At 61.3% G+C, this 16,705-nt stretch carries 13 protein-coding genes, 2 tRNA genes and 3 rRNA genes; 4 read left to right on the top strand and 14 right to left on the bottom strand.

Annotation, left to right across the window (positions count from 1 at the left end; genetic code table 11):
- Window positions 1-11 precede the first annotated feature (11 nt).
- Both PM1_RS03860 and PM1_RS03855 read right to left on the bottom strand, forming a co-directional pair.
- The gene (locus tag PM1_RS03860) at window positions 12-488 is read right to left on the bottom strand and encodes a LabA-like NYN domain-containing protein (protein ID WP_009615683.1); all 477 of its coding nucleotides are present in this window, start codon (window positions 486-488) and stop codon (window positions 12-14) included.
- Between the two features lie 87 nt (window positions 489-575).
- Entirely contained in the window at window positions 576-1,313 is a 738-nt protein-coding gene (locus PM1_RS03855; protein WP_009615682.1) for a DUF2076 domain-containing protein, read from the bottom strand.
- Window positions 1,314-1,485: 172 nt separating this feature from the next.
- Between PM1_RS03855 and PM1_RS03850 the strand changes: the two genes are divergently transcribed.
- Complete coding sequence (locus PM1_RS03850) at window positions 1,486-2,139, top strand: YciC family protein (protein ID WP_009615681.1); 654 nt, start codon at window positions 1,486-1,488, stop codon at window positions 2,137-2,139.
- A 27-nt stretch (window positions 2,140-2,166) separates the two neighbouring features.
- Here the strand turns inward: PM1_RS03850 and PM1_RS03845 are convergent, their stop codons facing one another.
- A complete protein-coding gene (locus PM1_RS03845; protein ID WP_009615679.1) occupies window positions 2,167-3,006 on the bottom strand; it encodes an SDR family oxidoreductase in 840 nt (279 codons plus the stop codon).
- A 208-nt stretch (window positions 3,007-3,214) separates the two neighbouring features.
- Between PM1_RS03845 and PM1_RS03840 the strand changes: the two genes are divergently transcribed.
- A complete protein-coding gene (locus tag PM1_RS03840; RefSeq protein WP_009615677.1) occupies window positions 3,215-3,964 on the top strand; it encodes a substrate-binding periplasmic protein in 750 nt (249 codons plus the stop codon).
- A 255-nt stretch (window positions 3,965-4,219) separates the two neighbouring features.
- Here PM1_RS03840 and rrf read toward each other — a convergent pair.
- From rrf to PM1_RS03815, 5 genes are all read right to left on the bottom strand, one after another.
- Window positions 4,220-4,335 (bottom strand): 5S ribosomal RNA (gene rrf, locus PM1_RS03835).
- Window positions 4,336-4,469: 134 nt separating this feature from the next.
- Window positions 4,470-7,359, bottom strand: a 23S ribosomal RNA gene (locus tag PM1_RS03830).
- A gap of 234 nt (window positions 7,360-7,593) precedes the next feature.
- Window positions 7,594-7,669: transfer RNA gene (locus tag PM1_RS03825), tRNA-Ala, on the bottom strand.
- Between the two features lie 15 nt (window positions 7,670-7,684).
- A tRNA-Ile gene (locus tag PM1_RS03820) sits at window positions 7,685-7,761 on the bottom strand.
- Between the two features lie 80 nt (window positions 7,762-7,841).
- Window positions 7,842-9,378 (bottom strand): 16S ribosomal RNA (locus PM1_RS03815).
- The 16S, 23S and 5S rRNA genes sit together here with 2 tRNA genes alongside, the layout of an rRNA operon.
- Window positions 9,379-9,514: 136 nt before the next feature.
- On the opposite strand from PM1_RS03815, the gene PM1_RS03810 reads away from it, so the two are divergent.
- A complete protein-coding gene (locus PM1_RS03810) occupies window positions 9,515-9,787 on the top strand; it encodes a hypothetical protein (RefSeq protein WP_173427881.1) in 273 nt (90 codons plus the stop codon).
- Between the two features lie 125 nt (window positions 9,788-9,912).
- Here PM1_RS03810 and msrQ read toward each other — a convergent pair whose 3' ends face one another.
- From msrQ to PM1_RS03780, 6 genes are all read right to left on the bottom strand, one after another.
- Window positions 9,913-10,521, bottom strand: coding sequence for a protein-methionine-sulfoxide reductase heme-binding subunit MsrQ (gene msrQ, locus PM1_RS03805; protein ID WP_024128092.1), 609 nt, complete (start codon window positions 10,519-10,521; stop codon window positions 9,913-9,915).
- A 5-nt stretch (window positions 10,522-10,526) separates the two neighbouring features.
- The gene (gene msrP / locus PM1_RS03800; protein WP_009612933.1) at window positions 10,527-11,540 is read right to left on the bottom strand and encodes a protein-methionine-sulfoxide reductase catalytic subunit MsrP; all 1,014 of its coding nucleotides are present in this window, start codon (window positions 11,538-11,540) and stop codon (window positions 10,527-10,529) included.
- Between the two features lie 62 nt (window positions 11,541-11,602).
- Window positions 11,603-12,421 carry a CDP-diacylglycerol--serine O-phosphatidyltransferase gene (pssA, locus tag PM1_RS03795; RefSeq protein WP_009612935.1) on the bottom strand — a complete coding sequence of 273 codons (819 nt, stop codon included), beginning with the start codon at window positions 12,419-12,421 and terminating at the stop codon, window positions 11,603-11,605.
- A gap of 140 nt (window positions 12,422-12,561) precedes the next feature.
- Window positions 12,562-13,578, bottom strand: coding sequence for a ketol-acid reductoisomerase (gene ilvC / locus PM1_RS03790; RefSeq protein WP_009612937.1), 1,017 nt, complete (start codon window positions 13,576-13,578; stop codon window positions 12,562-12,564).
- Window positions 13,579-13,624: 46 nt separating this feature from the next.
- Window positions 13,625-14,116, bottom strand: a complete 492-nt coding sequence (gene ilvN, locus PM1_RS03785) for an acetolactate synthase small subunit (RefSeq protein WP_009612939.1) — start codon at window positions 14,114-14,116, stop codon at window positions 13,625-13,627.
- 2 nt (window positions 14,117-14,118) lie between these two features.
- Window positions 14,119-15,849, bottom strand: a complete 1,731-nt coding sequence (locus PM1_RS03780) for an acetolactate synthase 3 large subunit (RefSeq protein ID WP_009612941.1) — start codon at window positions 15,847-15,849, stop codon at window positions 14,119-14,121.
- A gap of 402 nt (window positions 15,850-16,251) precedes the next feature.
- On the opposite strand from PM1_RS03780, the gene PM1_RS03775 reads away from it, so the two are divergent.
- A complete protein-coding gene (locus PM1_RS03775; RefSeq protein ID WP_009612942.1) occupies window positions 16,252-16,698 on the top strand; it encodes a DUF4124 domain-containing protein in 447 nt (148 codons plus the stop codon).
- Window positions 16,699-16,705: the final 7 nt, after the last annotated feature.

The raw sequence follows: 16,705 nt of genomic DNA, 5'->3' as shown, positions 1-16,705 counted from the left end.
CATTGTAGCCGCTAGTGGCGCAGCAGCAGCTCGCCCTCGATGGGCACATAGCGCGTCGCCGAGCGGATCAGCGCCTGCGCGGTCAGGCCCGGTACGCCATAGGCGGCGGCCGTCTTGCCCTGGGAGCGGACGCGTTGCAGCAGCAGGTCGAAGTCGCCGTCGCCGGAACACAGCACTATCTCGTCCACCCGCGCCACGGCGTCGAGCACGTCGATGGTGATGCCCACGTCCCAGTCGCCCTTGGCCGAGCCGTCGCTGCGCTGGATGTAGGGCTTGAGCTTCACCTCGAAGCCGAGGTTGCGGAGGATCTGCTGGAACTGCTGCTGGCGCGGGTCGCCACGGTCGATGGCGTAGGCATAGGCCTCGACTATGCGGCCTTCGCGGCTCAACTCGCTCCACAGGGCGGCGTAGTTGAAATGGCAGCCGTAGGCCTGGCGAACCGTGTAGTAGAGGTTCTGCACATCGGCGAACAGGGCGAGGGTTTTCAACGGCGGCTCCGGATCAGGCGGTGGACGCGCATTATCGCAGCCCACCGCCGCGCCGCCAGCCCCGCGTCGTCGGCGCGGGGCCACCAATCAGCTGAACATGTCGCCGTCGTCGTCGAAGAAGCTGGAGTCGTCGGCGAAGCCGCCATCGTCGTAGCCGGTGTCGGTGAAGCCGTTGTCGGCGTAGCGATCACCGTCGAGGGAGGACTGGCTGGAGTCGTCCAGCCCGGAGGATTGCGGGTCGAAATGCTCGGCCGGAACCTCTTCCTGGATCACCTCGACGATTTCCTGCGGCTGCGAGTGGTGGAACATGTTGGTCAGCAGGTCCGCCACCATCATGCCGCCGGCCACGCCCGCGGCGGTCTGCAAGGCGCCACGCAGGAAGCCGCCGCCCTGGGCCGGCGCGGCCTGGGGCGCCGCGGCGGGGCGGAAGTCGTTGGGGTTGCTGGCGTAGCTGGCATTGGCGCCGGGCTGGGAGAAGCGCGTCTGGCCCCAGCCGTCCGGGCGCTGTTGCGCTTGCTGGGGTTGCGCCGCCGCTTCGCGCTGGCCGCCGCCGAACAGGCCGGCGAGGAAGCCGCCGCTGCTGGGGCGGTTCTGCTGCAGGCTGGCGACCTGGGCTTCGAGTTCCTTGACGCGCTGGTCCAGGCGCTTGATCGCCGCCTCCTGGATCAGCATCGCCTGCGCCATGTAGTAGGGCGCGGCCGGCTGGCGCACGAGGTGCTGGTTGATCTGCGCCTCGGCCTGGGCGTCGCGCGGCGCGGTTTGCCGCTCGGCTTCCTGCAGGCGAGTGAACAGGCCATCGATCAGGGTTTGCTCTTCGGAATTCATCTGGGGCCTCGAGTGAGCACCGGGGGAGGGAACGCATCACTAGATTGGATCGACCGGCGAAAAAACAAGTTCCGGTCGATGAAAACTTCTTCATCCACGCTGGCGGGGACTCTGGTCTGCGCCGCCGGGCATGGGTTAGAGTCGATTGCCAACTGGTCCCCTAGACGAGCCGATGAATCCCATCTCCATCCTGCGCGATACCTGGTACTTCTTCAGCCGCCACATCGGCACGCTGCTGCCGCTCTGCCTGCCCTGGATCGTCCTGGAGACGCTCACCCAGCAACAGCTGAGCATGGCCGCCAATTCCCAGCAGTTCGCGCCCTGGGGCATGGCCGCCGGGTTGATCTTCTACCCCATCTATACCGCCAGCCTGCTGCTGTACCTGGTCGACTTCGGCGAAGGCCGCCAGCGCGGCGTCGGCGAGCTGTGGCGCGCGGCGCTGCGCCTGTGGCCGGCCTTCGCGCTGCTCTCGGCGCTGAGTTCGCTGCTGATCGTCATCGGCCTGTCGCTGATGGTGCTGCCGGGCATCTACGTGATGATCAAGCTGGCCTTCGCCGAGGTGCTGCTGGTCAAGCGTGGCCTGCGCCCGATCGATGCCATGCGCGAGAGCTTCCGCCTCACCGGCGGGCACTTCTTCCTGCTGCTCACCACCGTGCTGGTGATCCTCGCCCCCACCTGGGCCCTGCAGGGCTGGATCGAGCAGCTGAGCGAGAACGCCCTCGGCTACAGCCTGGCGCTCAGCGCCCTCAGCGGCTTCTTCCAGTTGCTGCTGACCGTCGCCGCCTACCGCATCTACATCCTCGGCCCGGAGCGCGAGGAAGCCTGAGGTCTGCTCCGCGCAGCGCAGGAGCGCTCAGCGCCGGCTCGGCTTCAACCCGGACATGCGCGGCACCAGCAGGCGCTCGAACAGCCAGGGGCAGTAACGGGCCAGGATGCGCGCGCGCCAGTTGACGTTGGACAGCACCAGCAGGCGCTTGCGCTGCAGGGCGCCCTGGTAGATCGCCTCGGCCACGTCGCGCGGGGAAGCCACTTCGCTGCCCAGCACCACGGCCGGCTGGCGGATCACCGAGCCGTCGCCGACCAGGGCGTTCTTGCGCAGGTCGGTGGCGGTGAAGCCGGGGCAGGCGAGGGTCACCGAGACGCCGGTGCCGTCCAGTTCCATGCGCAGGGTGTCGAACAGCCCGTGCAGGGCATGCTTGCTGGCGTTGTAGGCGCTGCGATAAAGCAAGGGGGCGAAGCCGGTCAGCGAACTGAGCACGACGATCTGTCCCTGGCGGGCGATCAGGCTGGGCAAGGCCGCCCGGGTGCAATGCAGGGCGCCGTAGAAGTTCACCGCCATCACCCGCTGGAACACCTTCAGGTCGGTCTCGGCGAACAGGCTGCGGTGGGTGATGCCGGCGTTGTTGATGAGCACGTCGATGCCGCCGAAGCGTTCGATGGCGACGGCCACGGCCTGCTCCACCGCGGCGGGTTCGGTGATGTCGCAGCGCAGCCCCAGGGCCTCGACGTTGAGGTGCTGCTGCAGGTGCTGCACCAGGCTGTCGAGCGCGGCCTGGTCCAGGTCGAGGATCACCGGCCTGGCGCCCGCCTGGGCGAAGCGCAAGACCAGCGCACGGCCGATGCCCGAGCAGCCGCCGGTCACCAGGACCGTCTTGTGCAGGTAGACCTTGCTGGAGAAGACCTTGCGTGGCATGTGCGGAGCCCTCGGCCAGGTGCGAGTGGGGCCGGCTGCCCCTCAAGCATAGCCCCGCGGCGGTCGCGCTCCGGCAGCCTCATGTGCCGCCGGTCGCAGCCCTTGAATGTCGCCGCCGCTTTGCCGGCCGCGGACTGGACAAGCCCCGGTTGGCGACTCATGCTCAATGCAGACACCAACACAAGAACGATAAAGGTGCGGCGCAGCAATGCTCAAGAAACTCCTGTTCCCATTGGCCTCGTCGCTGCTTCCGGCGTCGCTGGCCCATGCCCTGCCAGGCCCGGCCGGTGGTCCCCAGTCGCTGGCGGTCGGCTATTACGAGTTCCCGCCGTACATCTATACCGACGATGACGGCAGTACCCAGGGCGAAGGTGCCGAACTGATCCGCAAGCTGCTGCGCCAGGCCGGCTACCGCGCCGAACTCCGGGCCCTGCCCAGTGCCCGCCTCTACCAGGGCCTGCGCGACGGCAGCGTGCAACTGTGGGCCGGGGCGCCCGGCAAGCCCGAGCTGGCCGAAAGCACCCTGGAGTGCGAGCACGTGCTCGGCCAGGTCACCCTCAACCTCTATCGCCTGGCGTCCCATCCCGCCCCGCGCCTGCCCCAGGGCCTGGCCGGCAGCCGGGTGATCCTGATCAGCGGCTACAGCTACTGGCGGCCCGCCACGCAGCTGCTGGACGACCCGCGGCTCAACCTGGAAGTCCACCGCACCAGTACCCACAGCGCGGCCCTGCAGATGCTGCTGCGCGAGCGCGGCGACTACCTGCTGGACTACCAGGCCCCGGTGGAAGAAGCCCGCAACGCCGCCGGCCTGCCGCCGCTGGCCTACGACACCCTCTACCGCCTGCCGCTCAAGCTCATCGTCTCCCGTCGCACGCCCGATGCCGAACAACTCCGCCAGCGCCTGGACCAGGCGTTCGAGCAGTTGAGTGCGAAAGGGGAAAAGGTCGAGCTGAACTGAGGCCACCGGCCTGCCGGCCGGATCGCGGATGAATCCGCTCCTACGGGATGCAGCCCCGTAGGATGGCGTTGAGCGAAGCGATACCCATCGCCATGGCGATGCCTCACGTGTAGGAGCGGGCCCTGCCCGCGATTCGCGCGCAGGGCGCGCTCCTACAAGGGGAATGCAATGGCGTGGATGGGATCACCCCGGCTTTCCGCGCCCCAAAAGCAAAACCCCCGACCAGCCAGGCTGATCAGGGGTTTTGGGATAGGTGCTTGACGATGACCTACTCTCACATGGGGAAACCCCACACTACCATCGGCGATGCGTCGTTTCACTGCTGAGTTCGGGATGGGATCAGGTGGTTCCAACGCTCTATGGTCGTCAAGCAATTCTTTCGGATGCTCGTGGCTTGCGCTCACGCTCACCCTGATTCGGGTATGTGACAGGTCTTCTTTGCGGTTCACACGAACTTTCGGTTCGTCGACTTCACCGTCTAACACACAAATTGTTTGGGTGTTATATGGTCAAGCCTCACGGGCAATTAGTATCGGTTAGCTCAACGCCTCACAGCGCTTACACACCCGACCTATCAACGTCGTAGTCTTCGACGGCCCTTCAGGGGAATCAAGTTCCCAGTGAGATCTCATCTTGAGGCTAGTTTCCCGCTTAGATGCTTTCAGCGGTTATCTATTCCGAACATAGCTACCCGGCAGTGCCACTGGCGTGACAACCGGAACACCAGAGGTTCGTCCACTCCGGTCCTCTCGTACTAGGAGCAGCCCCTCTCAAATCTCAAACGTCCACGGCAGATAGGGACCGAACTGTCTCACGACGTTCTAAACCCAGCTCGCGTACCACTTTAAATGGCGAACAGCCATACCCTTGGGACCGGCTTCAGCCCCAGGATGTGATGAGCCGACATCGAGGTGCCAAACACCGCCGTCGATATGAACTCTTGGGCGGTATCAGCCTGTTATCCCCGGAGTACCTTTTATCCGTTGAGCGATGGCCCTTCCATACAGAACCACCGGATCACTAAGACCTACTTTCGTACCTGCTCGACGTGTCTGTCTCGCAGTCAAGCGCGCTTTTGCCTTTATACTCTGCGACCGATTTCCGACCGGTCTGAGCGCACCTTCGTACTCCTCCGTTACTCTTTAGGAGGAGACCGCCCCAGTCAAACTGCCCACCATACACTGTCCTCGATCCGGATCACGGACCAGAGTTAGAACCTCAAGCATGCCAGGGTGGTATTTCAAGGTTGGCTCCACGCGAACTGGCGTCCACGCTTCAAAGCCTCCCACCTATCCTACACAAGCAGGCTCAAAGTCCAGTGCAAAGCTACAGTAAAGGTTCACGGGGTCTTTCCGTCTAGCCGCGGATACACTGCATCTTCACAGCGATTTCAATTTCACTGAGTCTCGGGTGGAGACAGCGCCGCCATCGTTACGCCATTCGTGCAGGTCGGAACTTACCCGACAAGGAATTTCGCTACCTTAGGACCGTTATAGTTACGGCCGCCGTTTACCGGGGCTTCGATCAAGAGCTTCGCTTTCGCTAACCCCATCAATTAACCTTCCGGCACCGGGCAGGCGTCACACCCTATACGTCCACTTTCGTGTTTGCAGAGTGCTGTGTTTTTAATAAACAGTCGCAGCGGCCTGGTATCTTCGACCGGCGTGGGCTTACGCAGTAAATACTTCACCCTCACCGGCGCACCTTCTCCCGAAGTTACGGTGCCATTTTGCCTAGTTCCTTCACCCGAGTTCTCTCAAGCGCCTTGGTATTCTCTACCCGACCACCTGTGTCGGTTTCGGGTACGGTTCCTAGTTACCTGAAGCTTAGAAGCTTTTCCTGGAAGCATGGCATCAACCACTTCGCTCTCTAAAAGAAAGCTCGTCATCAGCTCTCGGCCTTGAACACCCGGATTTGCCTAAGTGCCCAGCCTACAACCTTAAACTTGGACAACCAACGCCAAGCTGGCCTAGCCTTCTCCGTCCCTCCATCGCAGTAACTAGAAGTACAGGAATATTAACCTGTTTCCCATCGACTACGCATTTCTGCCTCGCCTTAGGGGCCGACTAACCCTGCGTCGATTAACGTTGCGCAGGAACCCTTGGTCTTTCGGCGTGGGAGTTTTTCACTCCCATTGTCGTTACTCATGTCAGCATTCGCACTTCTGATACCTCCAGCAAGCTTCTCAACTCACCTTCACAGGCTTACAGAACGCTCCTCTACCGCGCATCTTGCGATGCACCCGTAGCTTCGGTGTGTGGTTTGAGCCCCGTTACATCTTCCGCGCAGGCCGACTCGACTAGTGAGCTATTACGCTTTCTTTAAAGGGTGGCTGCTTCTAAGCCAACCTCCTAGCTGTCTAAGCCTTCCCACATCGTTTACCACTTAACCACAACTTTGGGACCTTAGCTGACGGTCTGGGTTGTTTCCCTTTTCACGACGGACGTTAGCACCCGCCGTGTGTCTCCCACGCTGACACTTCCAGGTATTCGGAGTTTGCATCGGTTTGGTAAGTCGGGATGACCCCCTAGCCGAAACAGTGCTCTACCCCCTGGAGTGATACGTGAGGCGCTACCTAAATAGCTTTCGAGGAGAACCAGCTATCTCCGAGCTTGATTAGCCTTTCACTCCGATCCACAAGTCATCCCCTACCTTTTCAACGGGAGTGGGTTCGGTCCTCCAGTCAGTGTTACCTAACCTTCAACCTGCTCATGGATAGATCGCCCGGTTTCGGGTCTATACCCAGCGACTAAACGCCCTATTAAGACTCGCTTTCGCTACGCCTCCCCTATTCGGTTAAGCTCGCCACTGAATATAAGTCGCTGACCCATTATACAAAAGGTACGCAGTCACCCAACAAGTGGGCTCCCACTGCTTGTACGCATACGGTTTCAGGTTCTATTTCACTCCCCTCTCCGGGGTTCTTTTCGCCTTTCCCTCACGGTACTGGTTCACTATCGGTCAGTCAGTAGTATTTAGCCTTGGAGGATGGTCCCCCCATGTTCAGACAACGTTTCACGTGCGCCGTCCTACTCGATTTCACTTCCTAGAACCTTTCACATACGGGGCTATCACCCACTATGGCCGCACTTTCCAGAGCGTTCTGTTAGATTCCAAGAAGCTTAAGGGCTAGTCCCCGTTCGCTCGCCACTACTAAGGGAATCTCGGTTGATTTCTGTTCCTCAGGGTACTTAGATGTTTCAGTTCCCCTGGTTCGCCTCACACACCTATGGATTCAGTGTGTGATAACCAGCTTGTGCTGGTTGGGTTTCCCCATTCAGAGATCTCCGGATCAAAGGTCGTTTGCCACCTCCCCGAAGCTTATCGCAGGCTACCACGTCTTTCATCGCCTCTGACTGCCAAGGCATCCACCGTATGCGCTTCTTCACTTGACCATATAACCCCAAGCAATCTGGTCATACGTCTCGAACGTGAAGACGACATTCGCCGAAAATTCGCGCTTGAACTCGCAAATTTTACCTTGACTTGAACAATCCCCAGTGAAAGAGATCATTCAGTCTACTTCTATCACATACCCAAATTTTTAAAGAACGGTTCCGGTACAAAGACCAGACAGCAAGGTTCGATCTATCGAACATTCCTGTCTGAGCTTTACGACGATTCGGAGATGGTGGAGCCAAGGAGGATCGAACTCCTGACCTCCTGCGTGCAAAGCAGGCGCTCTCCCAGCTGAGCTATGGCCCCCTAATTTCCAACGATTGGTGGGTCTGGGCAGATTCGAACTGCCGACCTCACCCTTATCAGGGGTGCGCTCTAACCGACTGAGCTACAGACCCATATAGGGTTGCCTAACCGTCGCTTACCAGTGAATCAAGCAATTCGTGTGGGAGCTTATGAGAAAGCCGGGATCTTCGATTAAGGAGGTGATCCAGCCGCAGGTTCCCCTACGGCTACCTTGTTACGACTTCACCCCAGTCATGAATCACTCCGTGGTAACCGTCCCCCTTGCGGTTAGACTAGCTACTTCTGGAGCAACCCACTCCCATGGTGTGACGGGCGGTGTGTACAAGGCCCGGGAACGTATTCACCGTGACATTCTGATTCACGATTACTAGCGATTCCGACTTCACGCAGTCGAGTTGCAGACTGCGATCCGGACTACGATCGGTTTTCTGGGATTAGCTCCACCTCGCGGCTTGGCAACCCTCTGTACCGACCATTGTAGCACGTGTGTAGCCCTGGCCGTAAGGGCCATGATGACTTGACGTCATCCCCACCTTCCTCCGGTTTGTCACCGGCAGTCTCCTTAGAGTGCCCACCATAACGTGCTGGTAACTAAGGACAAGGGTTGCGCTCGTTACGGGACTTAACCCAACATCTCACGACACGAGCTGACGACAGCCATGCAGCACCTGTGTTCCGATTCCCGAAGGCACCCTCGCATCTCTGCAAGGTTCCGGACATGTCAAGGCCAGGTAAGGTTCTTCGCGTTGCTTCGAATTAAACCACATGCTCCACCGCTTGTGCGGGCCCCCGTCAATTCATTTGAGTTTTAACCTTGCGGCCGTACTCCCCAGGCGGTCGACTTATCGCGTTAGCTGCGCCACTAAGATCTCAAGGATCCCAACGGCTAGTCGACATCGTTTACGGCGTGGACTACCAGGGTATCTAATCCTGTTTGCTCCCCACGCTTTCGCACCTCAGTGTCAGTATCAGTCCAGGTGGTCGCCTTCGCCACTGGTGTTCCTTCCTATATCTACGCATTTCACCGCTACACAGGAAATTCCACCACCCTCTACCGTACTCTAGTCAGGCAGTTATGGATGCAGTTCCCAGGTTGAGCCCGGGGATTTCACATCCATCTTACCAAACCACCTACGCGCGCTTTACGCCCAGTAATTCCGATTAACGCTTGCACCCTTCGTATTACCGCGGCTGCTGGCACGAAGTTAGCCGGTGCTTATTCTGTTGGTAACGTCAAAACAGCAAGGTATTAACTTACTGCCCTTCCTCCCAACTTAAAGTGCTTTACAATCCGAAGACCTTCTTCACACACGCGGCATGGCTGGATCAGGCTTTCGCCCATTGTCCAATATTCCCCACTGCTGCCTCCCGTAGGAGTCTGGACCGTGTCTCAGTTCCAGTGTGACTGATCATCCTCTCAGACCAGTTACGGATCGTCGCCTAGGTGAGCCATTACCCCACCTACTAGCTAATCCGACCTAGGCTCATCTGATAGCGTGAGGTCCGAAGATCCCCCACTTTCTCCCGTAGGACGTATGCGGTATTAGCGCTCCTTTCGGAACGTTGTCCCCCACTACCAGGCAGATTCCTAGGCATTACTCACCCGTCCGCCGCTGAATCCGGGAGCAAGCTCCCTTCATCCGCTCGACTTGCATGTGTTAGGCCTGCCGCCAGCGTTCAATCTGAGCCATGATCAAACTCTTCAGTTCAATACTGATCGGGTTTTGAGAAAACCCTAAACTTGGCTCAGCAATCGCAAAAAACTCTCGAATTCACGAGTGTTACTTGTGATGCTGATAATCTTGCGATCACCAGTCTTAACTCACAAGCACCCACACGAATTGCTTGATTCAACTTGTTAAAGAGCAGTTGGCTGAGGCTTTCGTCTCAACCGAGGCCGCGCATTTTACGCAAACCTCTTATTTCGTCAAGCGTTATTTTCAGAATTTTTCGTTCCTACTCAACCGCTTGCGCTGTCGATCGGCCGGAGCTTCTCGTCAGCGGGAGGCGCATTCTACAGCGACCAGAATCACTGTCAAGCACCTCGGCGATCTTCCTTTTGGCTCGCTGCCGGAGCAGCTGTCGAACCCAAAGGCGGCAAATGAATCACCTGCCTGACCACCACCCCAACTTCGAACCTGCTTAAGTGCTTGATTTTCAAGCTCTTTCAGCGCTTCGTCGCTGGGAGTGGTGCGCATTATAGGGACTTCAAAATGCCCGTCAACACTTTTCTGAAAGAATCTTCAGCGGGATGCGAAACGAGCCCGCAGCGCCGGCAATTGCCGCGCCACCGGCGGCAGGCGCAGCAACAGCAGGAATACGCCTATGGCTGCATATAGCGACCAGCGCTCGATGTCCGAACGCACCACCCACAGCATATGCAGAAGCCCCAGAGCGAGGATGACATAGACCAGCCGGTGCAGCTTCTTCCAGCCGCTGCCCAGTTTGCGCATGCTGTATTTGTTCGAGGTCAGGGCCAGCGGCAACAGGCCCAGGAAACCCAGGGTCCCGACGATGATGTAGGGCCGCTTGCGCAACTCGACGCCCAGTTGCGTCCAGTCCAGACCGAGGATGAACACCAGGTAGGCGCACAGATGCAGGCATATATAGGTGAAACACCACAGGCCGAGCTGCCGGCGCACCAGGATCCAGCCGTTCCAGCGCGTCAGCCTCTGCAGCGGGGTCATGGCCAGGGTCAGCAGCAACAGGACCAGGCCGCCCTGCCCCAGGTTGTCGACCAGCGCCTTGCCCGGGTCGGGCCCCAGGGCGAAGATCCAGGCCAGGTACAGCCAGTAGAGCGGCGGTATCAGCGCCAGCAGGAATACGCTGGCGCGCCAGATAGGATTGCGCATCTGCATCAATAGTTCTTCCTCAGGTCCATCCCCGCGTACAGCGAGGCCACTTCGTCGGCGTAGCCGTTGAACATGAGGGTGGGACGAACATTGGGGCTGAATAGTCCGCTGGGCAGGCGCCGCTCGCGGGCCTGGCTCCAGCGCGGGTGGTCCACCGTCGGGTTGACGTTGGCATAGAAGCCGTACTCGTCGGGCGCCAGGCTTTCCCAGGTGGTCTTCGGCTGCTCGGCGACGAAACTGATGCGGATGATCGACTTGGCGCCCTTGAAGCCGTACTTCCACGGCACGATCAGGCGCAGCGGCGCGCCGTTCTGGTTGGCCAGGATGCGGCCGTACATGCCCACGACGAGAATCGCCAGCGGGTGCATGGCCTCATCCATCCGCAGGCCCTCCACGTAGGGCCAGTCGATCAGGGCGAAATTGGATTGCACGCCGGGCATGCGCTCGCGGTCGACCAGGGTTTCGAAGCGCAGGTACTTGGCGTTGCCCGTCGGCTCGACACGCTTGATCAGCTCCGACAGCGGGAAGCCGATCCAGGGGATGACCATCGACCAGGCCTCCACGCAGCGCAGGCGATAGATGCGCTCTTCCAACTGGTAGGGCTTGATGAAGTCCTCGAGGGCGTACTTGCCGGGCTTCGCCACCTCGCCATCGATCACCACCGACCAGGGCTCGGTCCTCAGCGCGCCGGCGTTGGCGGCCGGGTCGCCCTTGTCCGGGCCGAACTCGTAGAAGTTGTTGTAGGTGGTCGCATCCTTGAAGGGGGTGATGCTCTCCCCTTGCACGGTGACGGCATCCCATTTGACCGCTGGCAGCTTCTCACCGAACCAGCCCGGTGTGCTCGCAGCGGCTTCCACATCGGCATAGCGGGAAGGATCAGCCAAACCCATGGCCGGCAGCCCGGCAAGGGCGGCACCTGCCGCACTGGCGGCGAGGAAACGGCGGCGGGAGAGATAAAGGGTTTCAGGGGTGACTTCCGACTCGTGGCAATCGGAAGGTCGGGCAATACGGATCAGCATGGCGGGCTCCGCAACGACTGGCTGTGTGCGCCAATAGACTGCGGAGCCCGGGGGAAATTACATCAACTCGGACGGCGGCGACGGCGCAATTGCAACAAGTATTGCACCGGACCGGACGCGGCATAAGCGAGGAACAGCAGCAGCAGGATGCGCGGCGGGTCGGTGAAGACCACGGCGAAGGCCAGCACCACCACCAGGATCGCCACGAAGGGCACGCGGCCACGCAGGTCGAGATCCTTGAAGCTGTGGTACTTGATGTTGCTGACCATCAGCATGCCGGCGGCGGCGACCATCAGCGCGACCAGCAGGGAGACCTTGGCGCCCTGGATGTCGAAGTCGGCGAAGGCCCACACGGTGCCGGCCACCAGGGCCGCGGCGGCCGGGCTGGCCAGGCCGATGAAGTAGCGCTTGTCGGCCTTGCCCACCTGGGTGTTGAAGCGCGCCAGGCGCAGCGCGGCGCCGGCCACATAGATGAAGGCGACCATCCAGCCGACCTTGCCCAGGCTGCTCAGCGCCCACTCGAAAGCGACCAGCGCCGGGGCCACGCCGAAGGCGACCATGTCCGACAGCGAGTCGTACTCGGCGCCGAAGGCGCTCTGGGTGTTGGTCAGGCGCGCGACGCGACCGTCCAGGCCATCCAGGACCATGGCGACGAAGATGGCGATGGCGGCGTTGGAGAAGTCGCCGCTCATGGCGTTGATGATGGCGTACAGGCCGGTGAACAGCGCCGCGGTGGTGAACAGGTTGGGCAGCAGGTAGATGCCGCGGTGGCGCACCTTGCGGCCGTCGGCGTCGTGCCCTTCCTCGACGTGCTCGTCGATGGGCAGCAGGCTTTCGGTTTCTTCGGAGGCCTTGTTCGGCTCCTCGGGACCTTCACTCATGGAGACTTCCTTAGGGAACTCAGCGGAAAAAGATCGAGCGCGGGGCACGGACGCCCTGGCGCACAGGCTTTATACCAGAACCCCGGGCAAGAACGAAAAAACGCGGCCGGGGCCGCGTTTCTTCGAGTGTCGCTAAGCCCTTAGTTCTTGGACTTGTCGACGATCTTGTTGGCGGCGATCCAGGGCATCATGGCGCGCAGCTGCTCGCCGATGACTTCGATGCCATGGGCCGCGTTGTTGCGGCGGTAGGCGGTCATCGACGGGTAGTTGGTGGCGCCTTCGCTGATGAACATCTTGGCGTATTCGCCGTTCTGGATGCGCTTGAGGGCATTGCGCATGGCAGCACGGGATTCGGCGTTGATGACTTCCGGGCCGGTCACGTACTCGCCGTACTCGGCGTTGTTGGAGATCGAGTAGTTCATGTTGGCGATGCCGCCTTCGTACATGAGGTCGACGATCAGCTTCAGTTCGTGCAGGCACTCGAAGTAGGCCATTTCCGGCGCGTAGCCGGCTTCGACCAGGGTTTCGAAACCGGCTTTCACCAACTCGACGCAACCGCCGCACAGAACGGCCTGCTCGCCGAACAGGTCGGTTTCGGTCTCGTCCTTGAAGGTGGTTTCGATGATGCCGGTACGGCCGCCGCCGACGCCGCAGGCGTAGGACAGGGCGACGTTCTTGGCATTGCCCGAAGCGTCCTGGTAGATGGCGATCAGGTCGGGGATGCCGCCGCCCTTGACGAACTCGGAACGCACGGTGTGGCCCGGAGCCTTCGGCGCGATCATGATCACGTCGAGGTCGGCGCGCGGTACGACCTGGTTGTAGTGGATGGAGAAGCCATGGGCGAAGGCCAGGGTAGCGCCCTTCTTCAGGTTCGGCTCGATCTCGTCCTTGTACAGGCGGCCCTGGAACTCGTCCGGGGTCAGGATCATGACCAGGTCGGCGGCGGCGACGGCGCTGGCCACGTCGGCGACTTTCAGGCCGTGGTTCTGCGCCTTGACGGCGGACGGCGAGCCCGAACGCAGGCCGACGGTGACGTCGACGCCGGAGTCCTTCAGGTTGCAGGCATGGGCGTGGCCCTGGGAACCGTAACCGATGATGGCAACTTTCTTGCCCTGGATGATGGAGAGGTCACAGTCTTTATCGTAGAAAACGCGCATTTGGGTAATCCCCTGGTCTAGTGGCCTCGTGGGCCGTCTTTCAAATTCAGATGCTGAGAGTCTTGTCGCCGCGGGCGATGCCGGTCACGCCGGTACGCACCGTCTCGATGATCGCAGCGGTACCGATGGCCTGGATGAAGCTGTCGAGCTTGTCGCTGGTGCCGGCAAGCTGCACGGTGTAGACGCTGCTGGTGACGTCGACGATCTGCCCGCGGAAGATGTCGGTGGTGCGCTTGACCTCGGCGCGCTGGGCGCCGGTGGCCTTGATCTTCACCAGCATCAGCTCGCGCTCGATGTGGGCGCTTTCCGACAGGTTCACCAGCTTCACCACCTCGATCAGCTTGTTGAGGTTCTTGGTGATCTGCTCGATGACTTCGTCATGCCCGGCCGTGGTCAGGGTGAGGCGCGACAGGGTCGGGTCCTCGGTCGGCGCCACGGTCAGGGTCTCGATGTTGTAGTTGCGCTGGGAGAACAGGCCGACCACGCGGGACAGCGCGCCGGGTTCGTTTTCCAGCAGCAGGGAAATGATGTGTCGCATGATCAGGTACGCTCCGTCTTGCTCAGCCACATGTCGCGCATCGCACCGCCGCGGATCTGCATCGGATAGACGTGCTCGCTGGTGTCGACCTGGATGTCGAGGAAGACCAGGCGGTTCTTCATGGCGAACGCCTCTTCCATCTTCGGCTTCAGGTCCTTGAGGTCGGTGATGCGCATACCGACGTGGCCATAGGCCTCGGCCAGCTTGACGAAGTCAGGCAGGGATTCCATGTAGGAGTGCGAGTAGCGGCTGTTGTACTGCATGTCCTGCCATTGGCGGACCATGCCCAGCGCACCGTTGTTCAGGTTGACGATCTTCACCGGCAGGTCGTACTGCAGGCAGGTCGACAGCTCCTGGATGTTCATCTGGATGCTGCCTTCGCCGGTCACGCAGGCCACGTCGGCCTCCGGGAAGTTCAGCTTCACGCCCATGGCCGCGGGGAAACCGAAGCCCATGGTGCCCAGGCCGCCGGAGTTGATCCAGCGGTTGGGCTTGTTGAAGCGGTAGTACTGGGCGGCGAACATCTGGTGCTGGCCCACGTCGGAAGCCACGAAGGCGTCGCCGTTGGTGACTTCCCAGAGGGTCTCGATGACGCTCTGCGGCTTGATGATGCTGCCGTCGCCCTTGTCGTAGGGGAACAGGCCGCGGTTGCCGCGCCACTCGTCGATCTGCTTCCACCAGGCGGCGAGGGCTTCCTTGTTCGGCGTCTCGCCGATTTCCTTGAGGATGGTGGCCATCTCGGCCAGCACGCTGTCCACCGGGCCGACGATCGGGATGTCGGCCTTCACGGTCTTGGAGATCGAGGCCGGGTCGATGTCGACGTGGATGATCTTGGCGTTCGGGCAGAACTTGGCCGCGGTCTCGCCGTTGATGACGCGGTCATCGAAGCGCGCGCCGACGGCGAAGATCACGTCCGCGTGGTGCATCGCCAAGTTGGCGGTGTAGCTGCCGTGCATGCCGAGCATGCCGACGAACTGGCGGTCGTTGCCGGGGAAGCCGCCCAGGCCCATGAGGGTGTTGGTCACCGGGACGTTGAGCAGGCGCGCCACTTCGGTCAGCGGCTCGGAAGCGTTGCCCATGATGACGCCGCCACCGGAATAGATGATCGGGCGCTTGGCCGACAGCAGCAGCTCGGCGGCCTTGCGGATCTGGCCGGAGTGGCCGCGGACCGCGGGGCTGTAGGAGCGCAGCTTGACCTTCTTCGGATAGGCGTACTCGAACTTCTGCGTCGGGTCGCCCATGTCCTTCGGAATGTCGATCACCACCGGGCCGGGACGGCCGGACTGGGCGATGTAGAAGGCCTTCTTGATGACCTCGGGGATTTCCGAAGGGTGCTTGATGATGAAGCTGTGCTTCACGATCGGCCGGGAAATGCCGACCATGTCGGTTTCCTGGAAGGCGTCGGTGCCGACCATGTTGCTCGACACCTGGCCGGAGATCACCACCATCGGGATGGAGTCCATGTAGGCGGTGGCGATGCCGGTGATGGCGTTGGTCGCGCCGGGGCCGGAGGTCACCAGGACCACGCCGGGCTTGCCGGTGGCGCGCGCATAGCCGTCGGCCATGTGGGTAGCGGCCTGCTCGTGACGCACCAGGATGTGGGTCACGTCGTTCTCTTTGAAGAGAGCGTCGTAGATGTGCAGGAGGGCACCGCCCGGGTACCCGTAGATGTACTTAACGCCTTCGTCACGCAACGAGCGGACGACCATTTCAGCGCCGGATAAAAGCTCCACGTTGTCACCTCTAGAACGCTAAACGATCTCCCAGGGGCGGGGGACCGAAACTTGGTTGGCTGCCCGGCAGACAATTGGGCGAATGTAATCGCCGGCTACGTCGACTGCCGAATGAGCAGAACTTGGAGGCGCACCTGGTGTGTTACGGAGGGCCTCCACCCAGCGCGAGGTAACGCGAAGCAGGGTGAAACTTAGCGGCGCGGGTAGCGCCTCTTGTCTGCCGAGTAAAACCAGCTTGCGGCCGGCCCACTGCAGCGAACCTTGGATTCTTCTGATTCGGCCGCGTCAAGTCAAGCCATATATGGATTTGTGTCTAACGCAGGTTGTGATCTTTCTCTGCGGACGCATCGACACTTTTGGTTATAGTTACCCGCAGTTTCCGCATCCAAGGACCGAAACCGCATGCGACGGACGATTGTGATGGGCGCCCTGATGTTCGCCCTGAGTGCTCCGCTGATGGCCGCCCAGGTATACAAGTGGGTCGACGCCCAGGGCGTCACGCATTTTGGCGCGCAGCCGCCGCAGGGCGCCGAAGCCGCCACCGTGGACACCAAGGTCGCCCCGCCGCCCTCGGGCTTCCCGCTGCCGCCCAGGCCGGCTCCCGCGCCGGCGCCTTCGGCCAGCGACAAGCAGAAAGCCGCCGACGAGAAGGTGCGCCAGGAGGTCGCCCAGCAGGAGGCCGAGCGCGCGCGTTACTGCGACACCCTGCGGACCAACCTGGCGCAGCTGAAGAACAACCCGCGGGTGCGGGTGGCCGACGACGACGGCGAGATGCGGCGCATCCCGGAAGAAGAGCGGCAGGCCCGCATCACCCAGACCGAGCAGGACCTGCAGAAGAACTGCAACTGACAGGCGC

This window comes from Pseudomonas sp. M1, assembly GCF_022760135.1.
Taxonomy (GTDB): Bacteria; Pseudomonadota; Gammaproteobacteria; order Pseudomonadales; family Pseudomonadaceae; genus Pseudomonas; species Pseudomonas citronellolis.
The sequence above is the reverse complement of the archived record's forward strand: the minus strand, read 5'-3'. Positions and strand labels throughout refer to the sequence as shown.